This is a genomic window from Mumia zhuanghuii (genome assembly GCF_042681565.1).
In the GTDB taxonomy this organism is placed as follows: domain Bacteria; phylum Actinomycetota; class Actinomycetes; order Propionibacteriales; family Nocardioidaceae; genus Mumia.
The window spans coordinates 1-22,693 of sequence record NZ_JBHUFT010000005.1 but is presented as its reverse complement, the minus strand read 5'-3'; the positions used below and the strand labels follow the sequence as shown (position 1 = coordinate 22,693).

22 protein-coding genes are annotated in these 22,693 nt (G+C 70.6%); 20 read left to right on the top strand and 2 right to left on the bottom strand.

Annotated elements, in window-relative coordinates; genetic code table 11:
* The first annotated feature begins 123 nt into the window (after positions 1–123).
* Positions 124–1,464 carry an aldehyde dehydrogenase family protein gene (locus ACFSDF_RS07295; RefSeq protein WP_167249769.1) on the top strand — a complete coding sequence of 447 codons (1,341 nt, stop codon included), beginning with the start codon at positions 124–126 and terminating at the stop codon, positions 1,462–1,464.
* 277 nt (positions 1,465–1,741) lie between these two features.
* Here ACFSDF_RS07295 and ACFSDF_RS07290 read toward each other — a convergent pair whose 3' ends face one another.
* On the bottom strand, positions 1,742–2,470 hold the full coding sequence (locus ACFSDF_RS07290; RefSeq protein WP_167000439.1) for a hypothetical protein: 729 nt from the start codon (positions 2,468–2,470) through the stop codon (positions 1,742–1,744).
* 331 nt (positions 2,471–2,801) lie between these two features.
* Here ACFSDF_RS07290 and ACFSDF_RS07285 point away from each other — a divergent pair, with 331 nt between their 5' ends.
* On the top strand, positions 2,802–3,614 hold the full coding sequence (locus tag ACFSDF_RS07285; RefSeq protein ID WP_243842812.1) for an IclR family transcriptional regulator: 813 nt from the start codon (positions 2,802–2,804) through the stop codon (positions 3,612–3,614).
* 351 nt (positions 3,615–3,965) lie between these two features.
* Here the strand turns inward: ACFSDF_RS07285 and ACFSDF_RS07280 are convergent, their stop codons facing one another.
* A complete protein-coding gene (locus ACFSDF_RS07280) occupies positions 3,966–5,510 on the bottom strand; it encodes a class I adenylate-forming enzyme family protein (protein WP_167000437.1) in 1,545 nt (514 codons plus the stop codon).
* A 118-nt stretch (positions 5,511–5,628) separates the two neighbouring features.
* Here ACFSDF_RS07280 and ACFSDF_RS07275 point away from each other — a divergent pair, with 118 nt between their 5' ends.
* From ACFSDF_RS07275 to ACFSDF_RS07190, 18 genes are all read left to right on the top strand, one after another.
* On the top strand, positions 5,629–6,207 hold the full coding sequence (locus ACFSDF_RS07275; RefSeq protein WP_167000436.1) for a hypothetical protein: 579 nt from the start codon (positions 5,629–5,631) through the stop codon (positions 6,205–6,207).
* A 96-nt stretch (positions 6,208–6,303) separates the two neighbouring features.
* Positions 6,304–6,888, top strand: coding sequence for a hypothetical protein (locus ACFSDF_RS07270; RefSeq protein WP_377156891.1), 585 nt, complete (start codon positions 6,304–6,306; stop codon positions 6,886–6,888).
* Positions 6,885–7,625 (top strand): FadR/GntR family transcriptional regulator, encoded by a 741-nt coding sequence (locus ACFSDF_RS07265; RefSeq protein ID WP_167000434.1) that lies wholly within the window; start codon positions 6,885–6,887, stop codon positions 7,623–7,625. Before ACFSDF_RS07270 ends, ACFSDF_RS07265 begins: the two co-directional genes overlap by 4 nt.
* A gap of 92 nt (positions 7,626–7,717) precedes the next feature.
* Positions 7,718–8,254 carry a MaoC family dehydratase gene (locus ACFSDF_RS07260; RefSeq protein ID WP_167000432.1) on the top strand — a complete coding sequence of 179 codons (537 nt, stop codon included), beginning with the start codon at positions 7,718–7,720 and terminating at the stop codon, positions 8,252–8,254.
* Between the two features lie 5 nt (positions 8,255–8,259).
* Positions 8,260–9,294 carry an LLM class flavin-dependent oxidoreductase gene (locus ACFSDF_RS07255; protein ID WP_167000431.1) on the top strand — a complete coding sequence of 345 codons (1,035 nt, stop codon included), beginning with the start codon at positions 8,260–8,262 and terminating at the stop codon, positions 9,292–9,294.
* Positions 9,291–10,502 (top strand): CaiB/BaiF CoA transferase family protein, encoded by a 1,212-nt coding sequence (locus ACFSDF_RS07250; protein ID WP_167249774.1) that lies wholly within the window; start codon positions 9,291–9,293, stop codon positions 10,500–10,502. Before ACFSDF_RS07255 ends, ACFSDF_RS07250 begins: the two co-directional genes overlap by 4 nt.
* On the top strand, positions 10,502–11,884 hold the full coding sequence (locus ACFSDF_RS07245; protein ID WP_167249776.1) for an MmgE/PrpD family protein: 1,383 nt from the start codon (positions 10,502–10,504) through the stop codon (positions 11,882–11,884). Before ACFSDF_RS07250 ends, ACFSDF_RS07245 begins: the two co-directional genes overlap by 1 nt.
* Positions 11,881–13,104 (top strand): Rid family hydrolase, encoded by a 1,224-nt coding sequence (locus ACFSDF_RS07240; protein ID WP_377156887.1) that lies wholly within the window; start codon positions 11,881–11,883, stop codon positions 13,102–13,104. The genes ACFSDF_RS07245 and ACFSDF_RS07240 overlap by 4 nt, the downstream gene beginning before the upstream one ends.
* Before the next feature lies 1 nt (position 13,105).
* Positions 13,106–13,606: an FAS1-like dehydratase domain-containing protein gene (locus ACFSDF_RS07235; RefSeq protein ID WP_167000427.1), complete on the top strand. Its 501-nt coding sequence runs from the start codon at positions 13,106–13,108 to the stop codon at positions 13,604–13,606.
* Complete coding sequence (locus ACFSDF_RS07230) at positions 13,603–14,064, top strand: MaoC family dehydratase (protein ID WP_243842811.1); 462 nt, start codon at positions 13,603–13,605, stop codon at positions 14,062–14,064. Before ACFSDF_RS07235 ends, ACFSDF_RS07230 begins: the two co-directional genes overlap by 4 nt.
* Complete coding sequence (locus tag ACFSDF_RS07225) at positions 14,061–15,206, top strand: acetyl-CoA acetyltransferase (protein ID WP_167000426.1); 1,146 nt, start codon at positions 14,061–14,063, stop codon at positions 15,204–15,206. The genes ACFSDF_RS07230 and ACFSDF_RS07225 overlap by 4 nt, the downstream gene beginning before the upstream one ends.
* A complete protein-coding gene (locus tag ACFSDF_RS07220; protein WP_377156884.1) occupies positions 15,203–15,658 on the top strand; it encodes a Zn-ribbon domain-containing OB-fold protein in 456 nt (151 codons plus the stop codon). Before ACFSDF_RS07225 ends, ACFSDF_RS07220 begins: the two co-directional genes overlap by 4 nt.
* Positions 15,655–16,833 carry an acyl-CoA dehydrogenase family protein gene (locus ACFSDF_RS07215; protein ID WP_167000424.1) on the top strand — a complete coding sequence of 393 codons (1,179 nt, stop codon included), beginning with the start codon at positions 15,655–15,657 and terminating at the stop codon, positions 16,831–16,833. Before ACFSDF_RS07220 ends, ACFSDF_RS07215 begins: the two co-directional genes overlap by 4 nt.
* Positions 16,834–17,055: 222 nt before the next feature.
* The gene (locus ACFSDF_RS07210; protein ID WP_167000423.1) at positions 17,056–18,024 is read left to right on the top strand and encodes an ABC transporter permease; all 969 of its coding nucleotides are present in this window, start codon (positions 17,056–17,058) and stop codon (positions 18,022–18,024) included.
* Entirely contained in the window at positions 18,021–18,914 is an 894-nt protein-coding gene (locus ACFSDF_RS07205) for an ABC transporter permease (protein WP_167000422.1), read from the top strand. Before ACFSDF_RS07210 ends, ACFSDF_RS07205 begins: the two co-directional genes overlap by 4 nt.
* A 46-nt stretch (positions 18,915–18,960) precedes the next feature.
* Positions 18,961–20,526: an ABC transporter substrate-binding protein gene (locus ACFSDF_RS07200; protein WP_167000421.1), complete on the top strand. Its 1,566-nt coding sequence runs from the start codon at positions 18,961–18,963 to the stop codon at positions 20,524–20,526.
* Positions 20,527–20,528: 2 nt separating this feature from the next.
* On the top strand, positions 20,529–21,530 hold the full coding sequence (locus ACFSDF_RS07195) for an ABC transporter ATP-binding protein (RefSeq protein ID WP_167000420.1): 1,002 nt from the start codon (positions 20,529–20,531) through the stop codon (positions 21,528–21,530).
* Entirely contained in the window at positions 21,527–22,558 is a 1,032-nt protein-coding gene (locus ACFSDF_RS07190) for an oligopeptide/dipeptide ABC transporter ATP-binding protein (protein WP_377156881.1), read from the top strand. Before ACFSDF_RS07195 ends, ACFSDF_RS07190 begins: the two co-directional genes overlap by 4 nt.
* Positions 22,559–22,693 lie beyond the last annotated feature (135 nt).

Here is a 22,693-nt window from a genome sequence, read left to right as displayed (position 1 = left end):
ATCTGTACGAGCTGATCCAGCTGAGTCGTGATGGTCAGCAGAAGGTGCGTACGTGGCACTGGATGGAGGAGGACCGTCTGGTGCGCCGCACGGTCATCCGCGAGCGCAAGAAGGCGTGATCTTGTGAGTGAAGTCCGCGATCAGGTAGACGCGCTTCGCGCGGAGGCTGCCGCGTGGGAGGCCCGCGGCCTCGCCGAACGGACGCAGATCCTGCGCCGATGGGCCGACGAGCTTCGGGCGCGACGGACCGTCGTCCGCGACGCGCTCGCGCGAGACACCGGCCGTGTCGCGCTGTCCGACATGGAGATCGACGCCGTGCTCGGCTCGATCGAGCGCCACAGCGGCTGGTCCGCCGACGTGCTCGGTGCCGAGCAGGCCCGTGAGAGCTCCGACCCCGACGTCCGCATCACCGAGGCGTCGGTGCCGATGGGCGTGGTGGGCGTGATCTCGCCGTGGAACTTCCCGTTGCAGCTGGCGTTGATCGATGCCGTCCCCGCCTTGCTCATGGGGTGCCCCACCCTCATCAAGCCCACGGAGCTGTGTCCCCAGTTCGTCGGGCCGCTGCGTGAGAGCATCGCCGCGGTGCCGGAGCTCGCCGCGGTCCTCCGGCTGGTCGAGGGCGGACCCGAGGTCGGGAGCGAGATCGTGCGCAGCGTCGACGTCGTGTGCTTCACCGGCAGCGTCGCGACGGGGCGGAAGGTCGCTGCCGCAGCGGCCGAGGCCTTCGTCCCCGCCTTCCTCGAGCTCGGTGGCAAGGACGCCGCCATCGTCGCCGAGGGGGCCGACCTCGAGGTCGCCGCCGCAGCGCTGCTGTGGGGCGGCACGGCCAACACGGGGCAGTCGTGCATGTCGATCGAGCGGATCTACGCCGAGCAGGCGGTCGCCGACGACCTGGTCGGTCGCTTGGTGGCACGTGCGGAAAAGGTGGGGCTCGTCGGGGTCGACGCCGGCGGGCAGGTCGGCCCGTTCATCGATCCTCGCCAGGCGGACGTCGTGAAGGCACAGCTCGACGACGCGGTCGCCAAGGGGGCGACCATCCAGACGGGCGGGACGATCGAGGTCCACGACGGGCGGTCGTACCTGCGTCCCACCGTGGTGACGGGCGTCGACCACACGATGGCGCTGATGACCGAGGAGACGTTCGGACCGGTGCTCCCGGTGATGGCGGTCGGAGACCTTGACGAGGCGGTCCGCCTCGCGAACGCCACCCGCTACGGGCTGTCCGGCGCGGTGTTCGGGCCGGAGCAGGTGGCGCTCGACGTCGCGCGTCGGATCGATGCCGGCGGCATCAGCATCAACGACGTCCTCCTCACGGGCATCGTTCCCGAGGGGGAGAAGCAGGCGTTCAAGGACTCCGGCATGGGGCCGAGCCGGATGGGCCCGGCCGCCTTGCGGCGCTTCCGTCGCCAGCGCGTGCTGCTCTCCCGCCAGACGCCTGCCCTGCAGCCGTACTGGTACGCCTGACCAGCGCGCCGAAGGAGACGACCATGATCGGTTCACCCGAGCGAAGCCCGGTGGAGACCGCGGCGCTGATGCTCGACTCGCTGTCGAAGGGCCGCGCTGGACCAACGAGGTCGGCGACTGGCCACGGTGTGCGGGGTCGTCGAGTACGCCTTCGAGGGCGCGGGTGAACCCCGGCCGCTGGCGAACGGGTCGCAGCCCCTGGAGGACCCCTATGGGACGGGAACGACGAAAGGGGCCCGCCGACCGGCGAACCCCCTTTTCGTCGTTCCCGCACCGGTCAGACGTTGGCGCCCGGCTTGAAGACTCCCAGGAACGCGGCGACCAGGACGAGGGCCCAGATCGAGTACACCCAGGGCACTGCGCGCTTCATCGCTCCGCCGATGGCGGACTCGACCTCCGGGGTGGAGCCCGAAGCCATCAGCTGCCCGAACGCGGGGCCGAACGGCCGCAGGCTCACGCGGATCATCATTCCGCACAGGATGCACAGCGCGTACGCCGCGACCTTGGCCGCCAGCCACTTCGGGTTCGTCTCCACCCCGAACGGCTCGGCGACGACGAACGCGTAGCCGGCCGAGAGGAGCAGGCCGACTGTCAGGGCGCCGCGGACGATCCAGTCCGTGCGCTCAGCGAGCCCGGCGTGGCGCGCGGGGGACTTGAAGAACGAGACGAGCATGACCGCGAGCCAGCACAAGCCGCCGATCCAAGCCAACGCGAGCGGCCAGCCGAGGAAGAGGTCGCGCCCGAAGTCGCTCGCCGCCATCAGGGTGACGCCGCTGGGGAGCATGAGGATGAGGCAGACCCGCGGCGCGAGGTCGACCATGTGCATCACCTTCATCGCGACTGCCCGCCCCGCCGGGGAGACGTCAGGGTCCACCACGAACTTGGAGGAGTAGAAGACCCCGATGTCGCTCCCGAGCCAGTAGGTGAGAAGCAGGATGTGCAGGAAGATGGCAGCGCTGTGCAGGTCGAACCCGGCCACGGGCTCGAGGGCGGCAGCAAGGTGCATGGTCGCTCCGTTCGGGGTGCAGGGGCGTTCGGGTGACCCGGATGCCCTGCGACTATGGTGATCCGATCTGCGAAACAGTGTTCCATTGCGTGGCGCGGTCGTCCAGTCTCGAATGCCGTCGGTTCGTCTCCGTTCGAGGTTTGCATCGCACCCCACGACGTGGGAGAAAGGGCGTTACGGTGTGCGGAACACGCATTCGGCGTGGTCTCCGTGACGCGACGTACCTCGGGGTGCAAACTCGGTTTCCGGGTGGGCGCGGGCCCACTTCGCCTGTCCATACGACCAGACCAGGAGTTCAACGATGTCGCCTCGTATCAGCAAGAGGGGCCCGGTGTCCGACGCTTCCCCCGCAACGCCGGCCCGTCAGCCGGCCGGCTCGTCCGGCGCGACGATCGCGACCGTCGAGCGGGCGGTCGACCTCTTGCTCCACATCGCGAGTGCTCCCGGCCCCGACTTCGGGATCACCGAGCTCGCCGAGGACCTGTCGATGTCCAAGGCAGCGGTCCATCGTGTGCTCGCCTCGTTGAAGGGGCGCGGTCTCATCGAGGTCGACGAGCGCTCACGGCGATACTCGCTCGGGGTGGGTGCGCTGCGGATCGGACTTGCCTACCTCGACCGCATCGACGTCCGGCGTCTCGGTCGCCCGGCGCTGGAACAGCTCTCCGAGCAGACGGGCGAGACTGCGACGCTCTCGGTCCTCCTCGGGCAGCACGAGCGCATCTACGTCGACCAGGTGACTCCTGATCGTGAGGTCATCATGTCGGTCAGCCTGGGTGAGCCCTACCCGTTGCACGCGGGTGCGTCGGGCCGCGCGTTCCTCGCCTTCATGTCTCCCGAGGTGCGCGAGAAGTATCTCGACGACGGCTCGCTCCAGGCGCTCACCGACCGCACGCTCGTCGACGTCGACGAGCTGCGCAAGGTCCTCGAGGACGTGCGCAGTCAAGGGTGGTCGTCGTCCGGCGGCGAGCGCAAGACGGGTGCGGCGGCGGTCGCAGCTCCGGTCCTCAGCCACGACGGGTTCCCGGTGGCCGTCGTCAGCGTGTGCGGTCCGGAGGAGCGGTTCCGGTCGCACGTCGATGAGTGCCGTGAGGAGCTCGTCGCGACCGCGCGGGTGATGTCGCGCAGCTTCGGCTGGGAGGGCTGAGTGCTTGAACGTCCGACCTGATCGCACGACTGGTCCCCGACGGCCTGCCTGTCCTCGACGAGGACCTGCGGGACGAGCTGCTGACCCGCTACTACATCGACCTCACGCCGCAGACGCACGGCGAGCATCTCGTCCATGCCTGGCACGTCATCCGTGACGTCTTCCTGTGGTGGCCGTGGTGTCGCGCGACGGCCGACGCCGCGCGCCCCACCGTGCCGCCGCCGGTCGACGAGCTGCACGAGGTCGTCAAGGAGTTCCTCAAGAGCGGTCCGAGCTATCGCCACTCCTCTGCGGAGGCGTTCCGCTTCGCGACGCAGGCGCGGCTCGCTGCGGCCGCACGGGGTGCCGGTGTCAGGGGGCCGGAACCGCGGGCGGCGTCAGGGCGCGCTTGAGGATCTTGCCTCCCGCATTGCGGGGGAGCGCCTCGATCGCGTACCAGCGGCGCGGAAGCTTGTAGCCCGCCAGCTGGGCCCGGCAGTGCGCCTCCAGGCCAGCCGAGTCGAGCGAGGCTCCGGAGGTGAGCACGACGTGCGCCACCACGCGCTCGCCCCACTCCTCGTCGGGCTCGCCCACGACTGCGCACTCCACGACCGCTGCGTGACTTGCCAGCACCTCTTCGATCTCGCGCGGGTAGACGTTCGTCCCGCCCGAGATGATCAGGTCCTTCTTGCGGTCGACGATGGAGATGTAGCCCTCCTCGTCGACCGTGACGATATCGCCGCAGGTGACGAACCCGTCCTCGGTCGTGCACGCCGCGGTGGCCTCAGGGTCGTTGAGATAGCCGTTCATCAGGTACGGCGACCGGCTGAACAGCTCGCCGGGCTCGCCGGGGCCGACGGGGTTGCCCGCGTCGTCGACGACCCGCACTTCCGTCATGAACCACGGGTGACCCACCGACCCGGGCTTGCGCCGCATGTCGGCCGGCCGCAGGTTGGTGACGATGCCGGCCTCGGTCGAGCCGTACAGCTCGTGGACGCCGCACTGCGCGAAGGTCTCCATGACCCACTGCTTGAGCGCCCACGGCAGCGCGGCCGCGTTGAAGTAGAGGGTGTCGAGGCTGGTCAGGTCGCGCGCGGCGATCGCGTCGGGTCCGAGCGCGCGCAAGCCCTGGGCGTGGGTCGGGATGAGGAACGCCGATTGCACGCCGTCGCGCTCGACCAGGTCGAGGAAGGCCGCGGGGTCCCAGCGGTTGAGCATGGTCACCGTGCCGCCGGTGAAGACCGGCGCGTAGCCGAACGCGAAGCCCGCGCCGTGGTACATCGGTGCGACGGCAGCCGAGACGCGGCCGGTCCCCAGGCCCCACTCCAGCGCGCTCATGTAGATGGTGAGCACGCGGCTGCGGTGCGAGATGAGCACACCCTTGGGCTTGCCCGTGGTCCCGGAGGTGTAGGTGATGCAGAACGGGTCGCGCTCGTCGACCCGGATCTCGGGGTCGGACGGGTCGGCGGCAGCCAGCGCGTCCTCGTACGACGTCCCGAGCGGTCCCGCGTCGAGCGTGAGCACGGACAGGTCGCGGCTCGTCGCGACGGGCTCGACGATCGGGCTGAGCGCGCCGTCGAGCACGACCGTCCGCACGTCGCTGTGCTCGACGATGTACGTCGCCTCGGCGGCGGTCAGGCGCGGGTTCAGCGGAACCATCACGAGGCCCGCCTTTGCGAGGCCGGCCGCGATCTCCGGGAACTCCAGGCGGTTGCCCAGCAGCACGGCGACCTTGTCCCCGATCGCGTGCCCGGAGCTCAGTAGGTGCTGGGCGAGGCGGCTCGACCGCTCGTGGAGCTCGGCGTACGTCTGCCTGCGGTCGCGGTCGATCACTGCGGTTGCGGCCGGGGTGGCGTGAGCGAACTCCCGGATCCCGTGGGCGATGGACAGCGGGGCACCGCCGGACTGGATGGCCATGCATCCTCCTGTGCTGGGATCTCGACGAACTGGAACAGTGTTCCATAGAGTGCAATGGTCAGACCAGAGGTGCCGAGACATCGCCGCGGCGCCGGACGACTCGCACGAAGGAGCACCCGTGCCCATCCTCGACCTCGACCAGCAGGATCTTTCCTGGTTCGACCTCGTTCCGGCTGGCGCCGACCAGTCGACGAGGATGTGCGCGCTGTGGAGCGACGACGAGCGCGGACTGCGCACGGTGCTCGTCGACTTCCCGGACGGTTGGCACCGTGACGCGACCGGCAACCAGCCGGCGCAGGAGGAGATGGTCGCGCTGTCGGGCGCGATGAGGGTGAGCGGACTGCGTGCCGGTGTGGGAGAGCTGCTCGTCGGGCCTCCGCGCGCCACGCGTGCGGAGACCTCGAACGAGGACGGCACGAGGGTGATCGTCTGGTTCTCCGGACAGTCCGGCGGCTGGAGCGAGGGGCCGGCCGACCCTCCGCGTGAGATGCGCGTCGTCGACCTCGCGCCAGGCGTGGTGCGTCCCGCCGAGCCCGGCCTGAACGGCTCCATCGAGGTGCGCGAGGAGGTGGCGGGTGCGGTGTTCGACGTCGATGTGGACCTGCTCTGGGCGTCTCAGCAGCGGTGGGTCCACCTCGCCGCGGGTGAGGTGGCGCCGGCCGTTCCTGGCCAGGTCGTCGTCAAGCGCTGGGCCTGAGCGCCGGCCGGGGCCTTGACCTGAATACATCGGACATTTATCGTCGCTGCAGCGGTGGCACCGTCGCCGTTCCGCCTCTTGCACCGGAGACCTGACATGCCACGTCCGGCCAGCACTTCCCTGACGCGCGAGCGACCGTCGTGGCGTCCGGTGCCGATGCCGGGCGCCAACGGCCCGATCGACGCGGTGGCGCTGGCCGGCGCCAGCGCGCCGTTCGCCCTGCGTGGGCGGTTCCCGGCCGGGTTCGCGAGGACGGCCGAGGGCGGGTACGCCGCGGCCGAGGAGTTCGTGGTCCTCTCCGGCGGGCTGGTGCTCGACGGGATCGAGATCGGCGCCGGCTCCCTGGTCCACGTCGGCGCGCGCAGGCTTCGCCGGGAGCTCGTGGCGCCGCGAGCGTGCGAGGTGCTGGTCTGGTTCGGCGGCGCGCCGGACTTCGTGCACGCGGAGCGGTTCGACGCCGACCCGGATGCCGGGCTGGACATCTGGACGCTGGCCGAGGCCCTGCCTGTCCGTACCCCGGTCGCCCAGTGGTCCGCCGGCTCCGTCTCGCGATGGCCCGCCGGCTCGGACGGGTTCGACCGGCGGTGGTGGTCCTCCTCGCGCGAGCAGTGGCCCGGAGGGTCGGCGGACGAGGTGGTGTGGCGGACGGCCGTCGCGCCGGAGGGGAGCGTGCTCTCGTGAGCGAGCCAGGCGAGGAGAAGCGGTTGCCGGCCGCGGCTCTGGCGGTGAACCGGGTCAAGCCTGCCTACCAGCAGGTTGCCGACCAGCTGCGCACGCTCGTCCTGCGCGGCGAGCTGGTGTCGGGCGACCGGTTGCCCAGCGAGGCCGAGATGGTCGTGCACTTCGGCGTGAGCCGCAGCACCGTGCGCGAGGCGCTGCGCGTGCTGTCCTCGCAAGGCCTCGTCGAGACCCGTCGCGGGGTCACCGGGGGGACGTTCGTCAGCGACGTCGTCGCCGAGCACGTGTCCGCGCTGCTGGAGGCGAGCCTCGGGCTGATGACCGGCCGCGACCGCCTCTCGCTGCACGACATGCTCGAGGCGCGCGAGATCCTCGAGGTGCCGTCGGCCCGGCTGGCGGCCAGCCGGCGCAAGGACGCGCACCTGGCTGCGCTGCGCGATGCGCTCGACCGCGAACTCGTGTCGCGCGGCCGCGAGGGGCGTTTCGTCGAGCACCGCACGTTCCACCAGGTGATCGTCGAGGCGGCCCAGAACCCGATGCTGTCGATCGTCGCCGAGCCAGTGTTCCGGGTCCTGCGGGCGCAGTTTCTCGAGCCCGGAGTCGTCGAGGACGCGTACGCCGGGGTCGACGAGGACCACGAGGCGATCTTCGTGGCGATCGCCGAGCAGGACGCCGAGGAGGCGGCCCGGCTGATGGCGGAGCACCTCATCAGGCTGCGCGGCGTCTACCGCTCGCACTGAAACGGCGTTCCAAAATCTGGCCGCAGGCATTGACGCCTATATGTCTGATCTTTACAGTGAGGCGCGAAGGCAGACGTTGAAGGGAGTGCGCCGTGGGCGTGAAGACGGGTTGGACCGGACGATTCTTCGAGGACTTCGAGATCGGAGACGTCTACCAGCACCCGCTGGGGCGGACGGTGACCGAGCACGACAACATCTCGTTCTCGTTGATGACGATGAACACGAACCAGATGCACTTCAACTCCGAGTACGCGAAGAAGTCGGAGTTCGGCAAGCCCCTGGTGGTCTCGACGCTGACGGTCGCGATCGCCGTGGGGCAGAGCGTCACCGACATCACCCAGAACGCATTCGCCAACCTGGGCTGGGACGAGATCCGGATGACGCACCCCGTCTTCGCCGGTGACACGCTCTACAGCGAGTCGCTCGTCCTGGAGAAGCGCGAGTCGGCCTCGCGGCCGCACGCCGGGATCGTCACGGTGAAGACGCGGACGGTGAACCAGGACGGCGACGAGGTCTGCTCGTTCAAGCGGACGTTCTACGTCTACCGGCGCGGCGTCGAGCAGCTCGAAGGGGTCTTCCCTGAGGGCAAGGTCGCGCTGACCGACAACACGCCGTTCGCCGGCGCGTGAGTCGGATGCGGATCACGTACGCCCCGTGGGGCGAGACCCTCGACGAGCTGGCCGATGCTGCGCGGCGGGCCGAGCAGGCTGGGGCAGAGGCACTGTGGGTCCCCGAGCTGCACCGCTCGGCGACCGTGAGCGCGGCCGCGATCGCCGCAGCGACCGAGACGGCCCAGATCGGCACGGCGATCGCGCTGGCGTTCACCCGCAGCCCGATGGTCACCGCGCTCGAGGCGCTCGACCTCGACGAGCTGTCGGGAGGACGGTTCGTCCTCGGGCTCGGCACGGGCGTGCAGCGGCTCAACGAGGACTGGCACCACGCCCGCTGGGGCAAGCCGGTGGGTCACCTCCGCGAGACCGTCCGCAACATCCGCCACTTCTGGGCGACCGCGACGACCGGGGAGCCGATCGACCTCGAGGGCGAGTGGGAGCCGATGCGGATCCGCGGCTACGAGCGCCCGTACCCGATCGTGCGCCCGGACATCCCCATCTATCTCGCGGCCATGGGTCCGGCGATGACCCGCCTGGCCGGCCGGATCGGCGACGGGTGGATCAGCCACGAGCTGTGCTCCCCGTCCTACCTCGCCGAGCGCATCCTGCCCGAGATCGAGGCCGGGATCGACGCGGTCGAGGGACGCACGCGCAAGGACATCGAGCTCGTCGTGTCGGCCTGCTGCTCGGTCGACCCCGACCACCAGGTCGCGACGCGGCGGGTGGCGGGACTCGTCGGGTTCTACGCGAGCGTGCGGACGTACGCCGACTTCTTCGCCTTCCATGGGCTCGCCGACGAGCAGCAGCAGGTGATCGACGCCTTCCGCTCCGGCAAGGGCGCCGACTACCTGGCCGACGCGGTCGATGACCAGATGGTCGACGCGCTGACCCTCACCGGTGACGTCGAGCGGGTCGCCGAGCGGATCCACGCGTACGACGGGCTCGCCGACGCGGTCAAGCTCAGCCCGCCGACCCACGGCATCGCGGCGGCGGAGACCCGTGCGGCCCAGGACCGGATCATCGAACTCATCGCGCACATCACCGGAGGTCGTTCGTGAAGCCGCTGCAGGACGTCAGGATCATCTCGCTCGAGCAGTACGGCGCCGGCCCCTTCGGCAGCGTCCACCTCGCCGACCTCGGCGCCGAGGTCATCAAGATCGAGGACCCGCGGGTCGGCGGCGACGTCGGCCGCTACGTCCCGCCGTACGCCGAGGAGGAGGACTCGCTCTTCTTCGAGACCTTCAACCGCAACAAGCGCTCGCTGTCGCTCGACATCTCCACGCCCGCCGGGCGGGAGGTCTTCGAGGAGCTGGTGAAGGTCGCCGACGTCGTCTACTCCAACCTGCGCGGCGACGTGCCGGAAAAGATCGGCATCACGTACGACCAGCTCAAGCACCTCAACCCGGCGATCGTCTGCTGCTCGCTGACCGGATTCGGCATGACCGGTCCCCGCCAGAAGGAGCCCGGCTACGACTACGTGCTGCAGGGTCTGGCCGGCTGGATGGACCTGACCGGTGAGCCCGACGGCCCACCGACGAAGTCAGGCCTGTCGCTCGTCGACTTCTCCGGTGGCTACGTCGCCGCGCTGTCGATGATGGTCGGTCTGCACGCGGCTCGCCGTGACGGTGTCGGCATGGACTGCGACGTCAGCCTGTACGACACGGCGATGTCGATGCTCACCTATCCGGCCACGTGGCACCTCAACGCGGGCTTCGAGCCGGTGCGGACGCGCCACTCGGCGCACCCGTCGCTGGTGCCGTTCCAGGCGTTCGAGGCCTCCGACGGCTGGTTCGTCGTGGGCTGCGCCAAGGAGAAGTTCTGGGCCCGTCTCGCGGTCGTCGTCGGCCACCCCGAGTGGGCCGAGGAGGGGTCGCCGTACGCGACGTTCGCGCTGCGCCAGCAGCACAAGGACGAGGTGGTCGGGGCGCTCGAGGAGATCTTCAAGACCCGCACGATCGACGAGTGGCTCGGAGAGTGCTACGCGGCGTCCATCCCGTGCGGGCCGATCAACGACGTGGCGGCGGCACTGAAGGAGCCGCACACCGTGGCGCGCAACCTGCTGGTCGAGACCGAGCACCCGCGCTACGGCACCGTGACCCAGCTGTCGTCGCCCGTGCGCGTGGGCTCGGAGATCCCCGACTACGTCCGGGCGCCGCAGCGCAACGAGCACTTCGACGACGTGGTCGGCGGCCTGCTCGGTCTGTCGGCCGACAAGGTCGCCGAGCTGGCCGCCGCGGGCGCGTTCGGCGCCCCCGGGACCGACTGATGATCGCCCCCGAGCTGGCCCGCTGGGTGGTCGCGCCGCTCGACGCGCCCGCCGAGGTCGACGCGGCGGCGCTGCGCCACCTCCTCGACGGTCTCGGCAACGCGATCGCGGCCGCGCGCACCGGCGCGGCGCGTCCTGCCGTCGAGGTGGCAGGTGGGCTGGGCGGGCCACCTGAGGCGACCATCCTCGGGACGTCGACGCGGGTGTCCGCTCCTGCGGCGGCGCTCGCGGACGGGACGCTCGTCCACGCCCTCGACTTCGACGACACCCACGCAGGCGGGCTCGTGCACGCCACGGCCGTCGTCCTCCCGGCGGCGCTCGCCGTCGGCGAGGAGCGCGGCGCCACCGGTCGCGCGGTGCTCGACGCCGCGATCGTCGGCTACGAGGTCGCCTGCCGCGTCGCCGCGGCGGCCCCGCACGGGTTCCACCGGCGCGGGCTGCACGCGACGATGGTCGCCGGCGTGTTCTCCTCCGCGGCGGTGGCCTCCCGGCTCATGGGCCTGGACGCGACGACCACGTGCCACGCGCTGGGCATCGCCGGCAGTCAGGCGGGAGGGCTGCTGGCCTTCCTCGCGACGGGGGCCAGCACCAAGCAGCTCCACCCCGGCCTCGCCTCGCAGGCCGGCATCCTCGCGGCACGGCTGGCAGCCGCCGGCGCGACCGGCCCCGAGACCGTCTTCGACGGCCCGGACGGCGTCTTCGACGCCCTGAGCGAAGGCGTCGCGACACCGTCGTCGATCGTCGACGCGCTGGGGGAGCGGTGGGAGACGACCCAGATCGGGATCAAGCCCTGGCCGACCTGCCAGCTCGCGCACGCCACGATGGCGGCCGCGCAGGACGCGCTCGCGCGGGCAGGGGCGAGCGTGGACGAGATCGTCGCCGTACGGGCGGGCGTCCACCCCGACTCGGCCTCGGTCGTGTGCGCTCCCGACCGAGACCTCACCCGCCCGGCAAGCCCGTACGCGGCGAAGTTCAGCCTGCCGTGGAGCGTGGCCGTGATGCTCCTCGATGGCCGCGTCGGCACCGACACGTACGACCCCGACAACCTGGACCGTGCCGACATCACCGGACTCGCGGCGCGCGTCACCTGGGACCTCACACCGGGCGACGGGGTCGCGGCGGACGCCGCCGGCGACGTCGTCCTCACCCTCGCCGACGGCCGTACGGTCGCCGGTCACGTCGACCGCAGCCCCGGGGGCGGCTCCGCCCCGCTCAGTGACGAGGCGTTGTTCGCCAAGCTCGAGGGCAACGTCGGCCCGGGCGCCGAGCGCCTCGCTGCTGCCGTGCAAGCGCTGCCGCAGGCGCCTGACTTCTCCACACTGCTTTCCCTGGCGGCCGAGACGGCCGCCGTACCCGCATCGTCCGAGGAGGGCGCCCCATGACCCTGTCCGCTATCCGACCCGAGCACTTCCCCTGGTTCCCGTACGAGGGCTTCACCTTCTGTCTGGGACTCAGCGAAGGGGATGCCGCGTGGACCTCGGGTCACACCTCGGCCCGGCACGATCCCGCCGTCGGCAAGATGACCGTCCAGGGCACGATGGAGCAGCAGGCGCGGATCGCGTACGAGAAGTGCCTCGCGATCCTCGACGCGGCCGGCTTCGGTCCGGCCGACGTCACGCGGGTGAGCGAGAACGTGACGATCGCCGGTCTGCCCGAGTACGAGACGGCGGCCGGGGTGCGGCGCGAGCTGCTGGGCGAGCACGCGACCGTGCGGACGGTCGTGGTGGAGCGGTTGGTCCGACGCGCGGCGTGGCTCGAGGTCGAGTTGCACGCGGTCAAGGGCGGCGGCGAGCAGCTGCGGGTCGCGAGCGAGGCGCGTGAGGCCGGCACCTGGCAGGCGTCGAGCATCACCGAGGGCCACGACGGCACCGTCTACCTGCCGACCGTGGTGCCGGTCGACGAGCACGGCGACCTCGTTGCACCTGGCGACTTCGCCGCTCAGTACCGCTACTGCCTGGAGAAGGCGGACGGCCTGCTCCGCGGGGTCGGGCTCTCGCTCGACAACGCCGTCACGACCTTCGACTATTCGACGCCGGAGACGCGTGACGTCTACCGGTCGACGCACCGGGTCCGCAAGGAGCTGCTGGGAGGCGCGGGCGTCTACCCCGGCGCCGGCGGCATCCTGATGAGCCGGCTGCACCAGGACGGCCAGCTGGTGGCGATCGACGTCACGGCGTCGCGCCACCCGCTGGAGCTGGTGAACCCGGGCTGGGACCGCTACGACACCCTCACCTACGCGCCGGGCGTGCGGGCGGGACGCACGCTGTTCATGTCGGGGTTCGCCGCGCTGGACATGAAGACGCAGGAGGCGCTCCACCCGGGCGACATCGGCGCGCAGGCGGAGGTCACGTACGGGGCCATCCTCGAGCTCCTCGCCCACGCCGGGCTCGGACCGACCGACCTGCTGGAGACGACGGAGTACTGCGTCGAGTCCGCGTTGGGCGACTACCGCGCGGTCGCGGGTGTGCGCGAGCGGCTCCTCTCCCCGCCGTGGCCGTCCTCGACCGGGGCGATCTGCCAGGGGCTGCTGCGTCCGGAGTTCCTGCTCGAGGTGTTCCCGACCGCGCTCTACCCCCAGGCGCACGACGGCGAGGAGGCCTGACGTGGGTCTGCTCACCGACGAGATCCGCGCGCTGGTCGGGACCCGGCGCGTCTACACGGCACCTGAGGCCTTCGGGGCTGCGGCCGGCCGCTACTTCGGGCTCGCGATCGGAGACGACAACCCTTTGTACTCCGATCCCGAGTTCGCGCGAAGCCACGGATTGGCGGGAGTGACCCTCCCGCCGACCCTGGTGTGCGAGACCAACCAGTACGCCGCGCTGCCCGCCGACGCCGAGGGCTACGCCGGGCACACGTGGGGGTTGGAGCTCCCGGGGACGCGGCAGGTGCGCGGTGGCAACCGGTATGTGTTCGGGCGCCGGATCCGTCCCGACGACGTCGTCACCGCCACGTGGGAGATCACCGACGCGACCGAGAAGACCAACCGCGCGGGCGCTGACATGCTGGTCGTCGGCTCGCGTGCGACGTACACGAACCAGGACGGCGAGTTCCTCGCCGAGAACGAGGAGACGCTCATCTTCATCTCGTTGGGAGGCGCAGCATGAGCGCGAGTCCGGATCGGCCGGCGGTGGGCGACGCGATCGCCCCGCTGGAGCGCACGATCACGCTGACCGACATGGTCGCGTACGCCGGCGCCACCTGGGACTGGCACCGCCTTCACTACGACCCCGAGTACGCGGCGGCCAAGGGCCTGCCGGGTCCGATCGTCGACGGTCAGGTCTTCGGTGCGTACCTGGTCGAGATGCTGCAGGACGGGCTCGGACCGGACTGCTTCGTCCAGACGCTCGACTTCTCGTTCCGCAACCTGATGTTCGCCGGCGAGACGATCCGTTGTGAGGGCGAGGTCGTCGCGGTCGACGACGCAGACCCGACCGCACCGACGGTCGACGTGACGATGACGGTCACCATCCTCGGGGTCGGCGGCGCCGACGACCGGTATGCGGTCAAGCCCGCCTCGGCTCGGGTGCTGCTCGGCCGCACCGACGGGACCGGGCGCCCGTGAGCGGGGTCGCGATCGTCGGTGCCGCCGAGTCCGACCTCGGGGTGACCGACCTGTCGATCCTCGGCCTCCAGACCCAGGCGGTCACGCGCGCGCTCGCTGACGCCGGCCTGAGCCTGTTCGACGTGGACGGGATCGCGACCACCGGGATCTCGCGGTTCTCCGCCACGCAGCTGGCCGACTACCTCGGGATCGTGCCGACGTGGACGGACTCGACGTTCGCCGGCGGATCGGCCTTCGAGATGTTCGTCGCCCGCGCAGCCCAGGCGATCGAGGCCGGGCAGTGCGAGGTCGTGGTGATCTCGTTCGCGTCCAACCAACGCTCGGCGCGCTCGCGCAAGCTCGGCGGCGTCCACGAGCCGTGGATCCCTGAGGCGCAGTTCGAGGAGCCGTACGACATCCTCTATCCGCTGTCGTACTACGCGATGGCCGCCCGGCAGTACCTCGACCGCTACGGCAAGACCCGTGAGCAGCTCGCCGAGATCGCGGTCGCCGCCCGCGAGTGGGCACTGCTCAACCCGAAGGCGTTCCGCTACGGCAAGGGCTCGCTCACCGTCGACGACGTCGTCGGTTCCACGATGATCTCCTCGCCGCTGACCGCCGCGGACTGCTGCTTGGTCACCGACGGCGGCGGCGCGGTGGTGCTGACCTCGCTGGAGCGTGCCCGCGACCTTCGCCAGAAGCCGGTGCAGGTGCTCGGCTACGGCGAGCGCACCACCAACACGTCGTTCACCGCGGTCGACGACCTCACTCGTCCCGGTGCCGCCGGAGCAGGCGCGGACGCGTTCGCCCGCGCGGGGATCACCGCTGCCGACGTCGACGTGCTCGAGGTGTACGACTCGTTCACGATCACCGCGGCGCTGTCGGTCGAGGCGCTCGGCTTCTGCGGCCCGGGCGAGGTGCTCGACTTCATCGCCGACGGCACGATCCGTCCCGGCGGCTCGCTCCCGCTGAACACCAGCGGTGGCGGGCTGTCGTACTGCCACCCGGGCCAGTACGGAGTCCTGCTGCTCGTCGAGGCCGTCCGCCAGTTGCGCGGCGAGTGCGGTGAACGGCAGGTGCCGGACGCCGAGATCGCGGTCGCGCACGGCACCGGCGGCATCCTGTCCACCCACGCCACCGTCGTCCTGGGAGGCGATCGATGACCACGCCGAGCAGCTGGGTCCCCGATGACGTCCCGCCCGCGGACGAGGTCACCGCGGCCTACTGGGACGCCACGCGCGAGCACCGCCTCACCGTCCAGCGGTGCGGCACCTGCGGCCACCATCAGCACCCGCCGCGTGCGCTGTGCACCGGGTGCGGCGGCACCGACGCGCTCGCCCAGGTCGACACCTCAGGTGCCGACAGCGTCGACACCTTCACCGTCGTCCACCGCGCCCCGCGCCCGGACGTCCCGGTGCCGTACGTGCTCGCGCGGGTGCGGCTGGCCGAGGGGCCACTCGTGCTCACGCGCCTCGACGGCCACGACGATCCCGAGTCGTGGGCCCTCGGGGACGCGGTCACCGTCGCCTGGACCGACCTTCCCGACGGCCGTGCCCTTGCCCGCTTCGTGACCGAGGGCGGCGCCCCCACCATCCCGACCGAGGAGACCCGATGAAGTTCGAGCTCGACGAGGACCAGCGCGAGTTCAAGGCGCTGCTGCGGCAGTTCGTCGACAACGAGATCGTTCCGGTGGCCCGCGACTGGGAGCAGTCCGGCCGGTACCCGACCGAGATCGTCGCCGGGATGGCCGACATGGGCCTGTTCGGCATCACGGTCCCTGAGCAGTACGGCGGCCTCGACCTGGACCCCGTCTCCTTCGCGCTGGTGTTCGAGGAGATCGCGCGCGGCTGGATGGGCATCGCCGGCATCCTCGGCAGCCACTCCCTGGCGTGCCGGCTGATCGCGATGCACGCCACCGACGCGCAGAAGGAGAAGTACCTACCCGACCTCGCGACCGGGAAGCGTCGCTCCGGCATCGGGCTGACCGAGCCCGATGCCGGCACGGACCTGCAGGGCATCCGCACCACCGCCCGCCTGGTCACCCCCGACGACGGCAGCGAGCCGTACTACGTGGTCAACGGCGCGAAGATGTGGATCACCAACGCCCGATACGCCGACCCGCTCCCGGTTCTGGTCAAGACCGACCCGACCGCGACGCCGGCGCACAAGGGCATGAGCGTGCTGCTCATCGAGGCCGACACCCCCGGCTTCACCGTCACCAAGGACATCCCCAAGCTCGGCTACAAGGGCACGGAGTCCTGCGAGATCCTGCTCGACGACGTCCACGTGCCGGTGAGCCAGCTCGTCGGCGGCATCGAGGGTCGCGGCATGCAGCAGGTCCTGTCGGCGCTGGAGTGGGGCCGGGTCAACATCGCGGCGCGCTCGGTCGGCATCGCCCAACGCGCCCACGACGAAGCCCTCGCCTACGCGCAGCAGCGGCACGCCTTCGGCAAGCCGATCTCCGAGTTCCAGGCGATCCAGCTCAAGCTCGGCGAGCTCGGCACCCAGGTCCAGGCTGCCCGCCTCATGGCGTACTGGGCCGCCGACGCCGTCCGCAACGGGCGCGCCGACGGCGCCACCGGGATGGCCAAGATCTTCTGCTCCGAGGTCGCCCTCCAGGCTGCGATCGACGCCATGAAGGTCCATGGCGGCTACGGCTACTCCACCGAGTTCGAGGTCGAGCGGCTCTACCGCGACGCGATCCTCATGAGCATCGGCGAGGGCACGAACGACATCCTTCGGATCGTCGTCGCGAAGTCCCTCACCACCGGCGAGACCGTCGTCGGTTAGCCGACCGCGGAGCTGTTCGCCGCCATACCGACAGCAACGTTCACGCGCCCTCGAGTCGGCCGCACACGGCGGTCGTCCCGGGGGCGCGTGCGTCGTCTTCGGCGGCCCCGGCGGGAGGCGCCCCGCTTTTGTCTGACTTTATTCCGAACCGGTCCCGCCGACCTTAGTGTTACCGAAACAGTATTTCAGACAGCGGAACAAAACCGTGAGAGAGGAGGCCGAATGTTGTCGTACCTGATGCGGCGTATGGGCGGTGCCGTGATCGTTCTCTTCCTCGTCCTGACCCTCGTCTTCCTCATGCTGCATGCCGCGCCCGGCGGCCCGGAAACCGCGTACCTCGGCAACAACCCCACCCCGGAGAAGCGGGCTGCGGTGCTCGAACAGCTCGGCCTCGACCGCCCGCTGTGGGCTCAGTACCTCACGTTCGTCGGCAACATCGTCACGTTCGACCTCGGCGAGTCGCTGACGACGCAGACGCCGGTCTCCGAGCTCCTCGGTGACCGGATGCTGGTGACGCTGGAGCTGGGTCTGACCGCCTTCGTGATCTGGACCGCGATCGGCATGCTGCTCGGCGCCCTGGCCGGCGCGCGCCGCGGAGGCTCCCTCGACGCGATCGTCCGGGTCGGCAGCGTGATCGCCCTCTCCGTGCCCAGCTTCTGGCTCGGCCTCGTGCTCGTCCTCATCTTCGGCCTCTACCTGCCCGGGGTGCTCCCGAGCTCGGGTTGGGCGACGTGGGGTGAGGGGGCCGGACTCCATCTCCAGTCGATGGTGCTCCCCGCCTTCACGCTGGGCCTCGCCGCGTCGGCCGTCATCGCCCGTACGCTGCGCGCGTCCATGATCGAGGCGCTCGACGCCGATCACGTCAGGTTCGGACGCGCGATGGGACTGCGCGAGCGCACGCTGCTCTCGCGGCTCGCGCTCCGCAACGCCGTGATCCCCACCGTCACCGTCGTCGGCATGATGCTCGGGACGTTCATCGGTGGTGCGGTCCTCGTCGAGAACGTCTTCAACGTGCCGGGGGTCGGCCAGCTCGTCGTGAGCTCCTTCCTCGCGCACGACTACCCCGTCGCCATCGCCGCGACGGTCTGGACGGCGGGTGCCTTCCTCATCGCCACGCTGGTCGTCGACCTGCTCTACTTCGCGATCGACCCGCGCATCCGCGCCCAGTTCCTCGGAGGCACGGCTCGATGAGTGCGACCACCATGCCCACCCGCGTCAGCCGCCGGCGGATCAGGCTGCGCCTGCCTCAGATGAGCGCGCTCGGCTGGGTCGGCTTCGTCCTCGTCCTCGTCTTCTGCCTGCTCGCGCTCGTCGGCCCGCTGATCTCGCTGCCGCCGAACGAGCGCACCGGCGGCCCGCTGGAGCCCCCGAGCGCTGCGCACTGGTTCGGCACCGACGACCTGGGGCGCGACCTGTTCGCCCGTACGGCGGTGGGTGCACGGCTCTCGCTCATCGTGGCGGTGTGCTCGGTCGTCGCGGGGCTCGTGGTGGCGGTCCCGATCGGGTTGCTCGCCGGCTACCGCGGCGGCACATGGGTGGACGACCTCCTGATGCGGGTCATGGAGGCCCTCCAGGCGCTGCCGGTGTTCGTCCTCGCCCTCTTCGTGGTCGGCATGACAGGAACCGGATCCAGCGAGATCGGCCCGCTCACGCTCGCGCCCGAGGCCAAGGTCGTGCTGCTCCTCGCCGTGTCCTTCCTCCCGTTCTTCGCCCGCGTCACCCGCGCGGCGACGCTCGTCGAAGTCCAGGAGGAGTACGTCGACGCCCTGCGTGTCGTCGGTGTCTCGCGCCGCCACATCCTCCTCGGGGAGCTGCTGCCCAACGTCGCGCCGCCCGTCCTGGTGCAGGCCTTCCTCTGGGTCGGCATCGCGATCTTCTCCGAGAGCGCACTCAGCTTCCTCGGTCTCGGAATCCAGCCCCCCGAGGCGAGCCTGGGCAACCTGCTCTCGGACGCGACCAGCTCGCTGATGATCGGCGGCTGGTGGCTCTCGGTCGTACCGGGCCTGGCGATCCTGTTCGTCACGATCGGGATCAATCTGCTCGGTGACGAGGTCGAGCGGCTTCTCGGTGGCCGTCGATGAACCCCTGTTCCCCCCACACCCTCCCCTCCATCCCCCAGGAGCTCTCATGAAGTCCCTCTCCTCGCGCCCGCTGCGCCGTCGCGCAGTCGGGGTCGTCGGCGCCACCGCCGTCGCCCTCGCGCTCTGCAGCTGCAGCTCCGGCTCCGGCGATGCCGTGGCCGGCAAGCCCGTCGACGGCGGCACCGTGGTGGTCGGCATGCCGTCGATCTCCGACTACCTCAACCCCCTCGTGGCCACGACCAACCCCCTCGCGTGGGTGACGGCGCCTATCGCCGAGACGCTCTACACGTACGACGACAAGGGCACCTCGGTGCCGCAGCTCGCGGCCGCCGAGCCGGTGATCTCCGCCGACGGTCTGACCTGGACCGTCACGCTGGCCGAGGGCGTCACGTTCTCGAACGGCGACCCGCTGACCGCGGACCACGTCGCCGCGGTGATCAACAAGGTCTCCGACCCGAAGGCGTACACCGACTGGACCAGCTACTTCGCGTACTTCGTGAAGGGGGCGAAGGCGAAGGACGACAAGACGGTCGAGATCTCGCTCGCCCAGCCGTACGGCGTCCTCCGCTCGCACCTGAACAACCTGCCGATCATCCACAGCTCCACGCTGGAGAAGAACGACACGACGATTGGCACCGGCCCGTACGTCATCGACAAGGTGACGCAGGGTCAGTCGGTCACCCTCGCCCGCAACGAGGCGTATCGCGAGGAGTTCGAGGGTGCGGACACCCTCGAGTTCCGCGCGGTCCCCGACGCCGGGACCCGACTGGTCAACCTGCGCGAGGGCAAGATCGACGTGATGACCGACGTGCCCGCCAGCAACGTCGGCGTCGTGGAGAAGGACGACTCGCTGTCGGTCGACGTGGTCGATGCCCCGATCTCCATCCTCACCTTCTTCAACCTCAAGAAGGCGCCGTTCGACGACGAGCGGGTGCGGCAGGCGCTCGCGTACTCGATGGATCGTGACGGCGTCTCCGAGCTGGTCTACGCCGGCACGGCGGACACCGCCCAGGGACCGGCCGGACCGGCGCTCGAGGCGTACGACAAGGACCTGGACCTCTACCCGACCACGCCGGACGTCGACAAGGCCAAGGAGCTGCTCGCCGAGGCCGGGCACGCGGACGGGATCGACTTCACGCTGTCCATCAGCAGCTCCTCGGAGTCGACCGTGAAGATGGCGGAGGCGCTGGCGCAGGGCTGGGAGAAGGCCGGCATCCGCGTCAAGATCGAGAGCACCGACGCAGGCACCTGGGCGACCAAGTGGATGCAGGGTGACTACCAGCTGTCGATGACGACCTTCGTCACCGGTGTCAGCGCGGGCGACAGCGCGTTCCCGCTGTTCACCTCGTACGCCTCCACCAACCCGATGAACTTCGGGTACGCCAACGACCAGCTCGACAAGCTGCTCAACGAGGCGTGGACGACCACCGACGCCAAGGAGCGTGGGGATCTCACGCGTCAGGCCAACACGATCCTCGCCGAGGACGCGGTCGCGATCCCGCCGGTCTACCCGAAGCTGATCGTCGCCCAGCGCAACGACGTGAGCGAGCTCGACCCGGAGCAGCTCGCGCTCGGTCGCCTCGACGTGGCATCGCTGCAGCGGCTGGAGTGAGCATGAACACCACCGTCGCGCGTCCTGGTGACGCCCTCGCCGAAGACAGCGAGACCACCCCGCTGCTGCGGGTCGAGGGGCTGAACGTCACCTACCGGCTCGCCGGTGGTCAGCTCCGGGCGGTGCGGGACGCGTCGTTCGACGTCGCCCGCGGTGAGATCTTCGGCCTCGTGGGGGAGTCGGGTTCGGGCAAGAGCACACTGCTCACCGCCCTGATGCGCCTGCTTCCCCACGGGACCGGGGTCACCGCCGACCGTCTGGAGCTCAACGGGACGGACCTGCTCGGCATGTCCGAGGGACGGCTGCGCAAGCTGCGCGGCCGCGAGATCGGGCTCGTCCCCCAACGTCCGATGACCTCCCTCTCGCCGGTGACGCCGGTCGCAGCCCAGCTGCGCCGGCTCACCGGCGGGGAGGTCGACGACGAGCGGATGCACGAGCTGCTGACCGACGTCGGGCTGGGCGGGCTGAAGCGGCGGCTCGGCGACTACCCGTTCCAGTTCTCGGGCGGTCAGCTGCAGCGGATGCTGATCGCGGTCGCCATCCTCGCCAGGGAGCCGGGCCTCGTCCTCGCCGACGAGCCCACCACCACCCTGGACGCGACGGTGCAGGCGCAGGTGCTGCGGCTGATGGTCGACCTGCGGGAGCGCCTCGGGAACACCGTCGTGCTCGTCACCCACGACCTCGGCGTCGTGGCGCAGGTGTGCGACCGGGTCGGGGTCATGTACGGAGGCCGTCTGGTCGAGGTCGCCCGGACACAGGACCTGTTCGACAACCCTCAGCATCCGTACACGCAGGCGCTGCTGGCGGCGATGCCGAGCAACCGTCCGGCCGGCGCCCGGTTGAACCCGATCCCTGGTTCGGTGAGCGGCGCTCACGCGCTCCCAGGTTGCCCCTTCGCGCCGCGTTGCGCGCGTGCGGACCACGTCTGCCGCGAGGTCGACCCCCTTCCGGTGGAGTCGGCCGCGGCGACGGTGCGCTGCCATCACCCGGGAGGTACGGAATGAGCGCGCAGACGGCGCCGCTCGTCGAGGTCGAGGGTCTCGTCAAGCACTACCGGCTGTCCGGCAAGCGGGCCCGCGGCGCAGAGGTGGAGGTCGTCCACGCGGTCGACGGGGTCGACCTCCAGGTGAAGAAGGGCGGTGCGCTCGCGCTGGTCGGCGAGTCCGGGTGCGGGAAGTCCACGATCGCGAAGGCGCTGGTCGGGCTCGTGGAGCCGACGTCGGGACGCGTCCGCATCGGCGGGCACGACGTCGTGCCCGTGACCCGCAACGACCTGGCAGCACGGCGACGCGTGCAGCTGGTGTCGCAGAACCCGTGGTCGGCGCTCAACCGCGCCCGCAGCCTCCGGCACATCCTGGCGCAGCCGGTCCGGCTGCACGGGGGGGTGTCGGATCGCGCGGCGGTGAACCAACGCTGCACCGAGCTGCTCGCGATGGTCGGTCTGCCGACGGACTATTTGTCCCGACGGCCGCGCGACCTCAGCGGCGGCGAGCTCCAGCGCGTCACGATCGCACGGGCGCTCGCCACCGGCCCGGACGTGCTCGTGCTCGACGAGCCCACCGCGAGCCTCGACGTCAGCGTGAAGGCCACGATCGTCAACCTGCTCGCCGACCTGCGGGTCGAGCTCGACCTGACCTATGTGCTGATCACCCACGAGCTGGACATCGCCCGGCACGTGGCGGACGACGTGGCGGTCATGTACCTCGGCGAGGTGGTCGAGAGCGGCCCCATCGAGAAGGTCTTCACCGCGCCCGAGCACCCCTACTCCCGCGCGCTGCTCGACGCCGCACCGACCGAGCTGGTCGTCGGTCGCCTCTCCGGCGGCGGCCTGACGGGGGAGGTCCCCTCTGCGATCGACGTCCCGACGGGGTGCAGGTTCCACACCCGCTGCCCCGTCGCGGTCGACGACTGCTCCCACGAATCACCCGCGCTCCGCGGGCGCCCCGAGGGCCGAGCCGCGGCATGCCTGCGGCTCGACGAGCTTCTCGGCGACATCAGTAGCAGCACCATGACAGGAAGGAACCCGGCATGAGCGCCTGGGACAAGGATTTTCCGATTCTCGACCGTCACCTTGGTGAGTGGGAGGGCGAGTACGTCCACCTGGATCCCGATGGCAACGAGGTTGATCGTCATGCGTCGCATCTGCGGATGTGGGTGCCGGAGGACG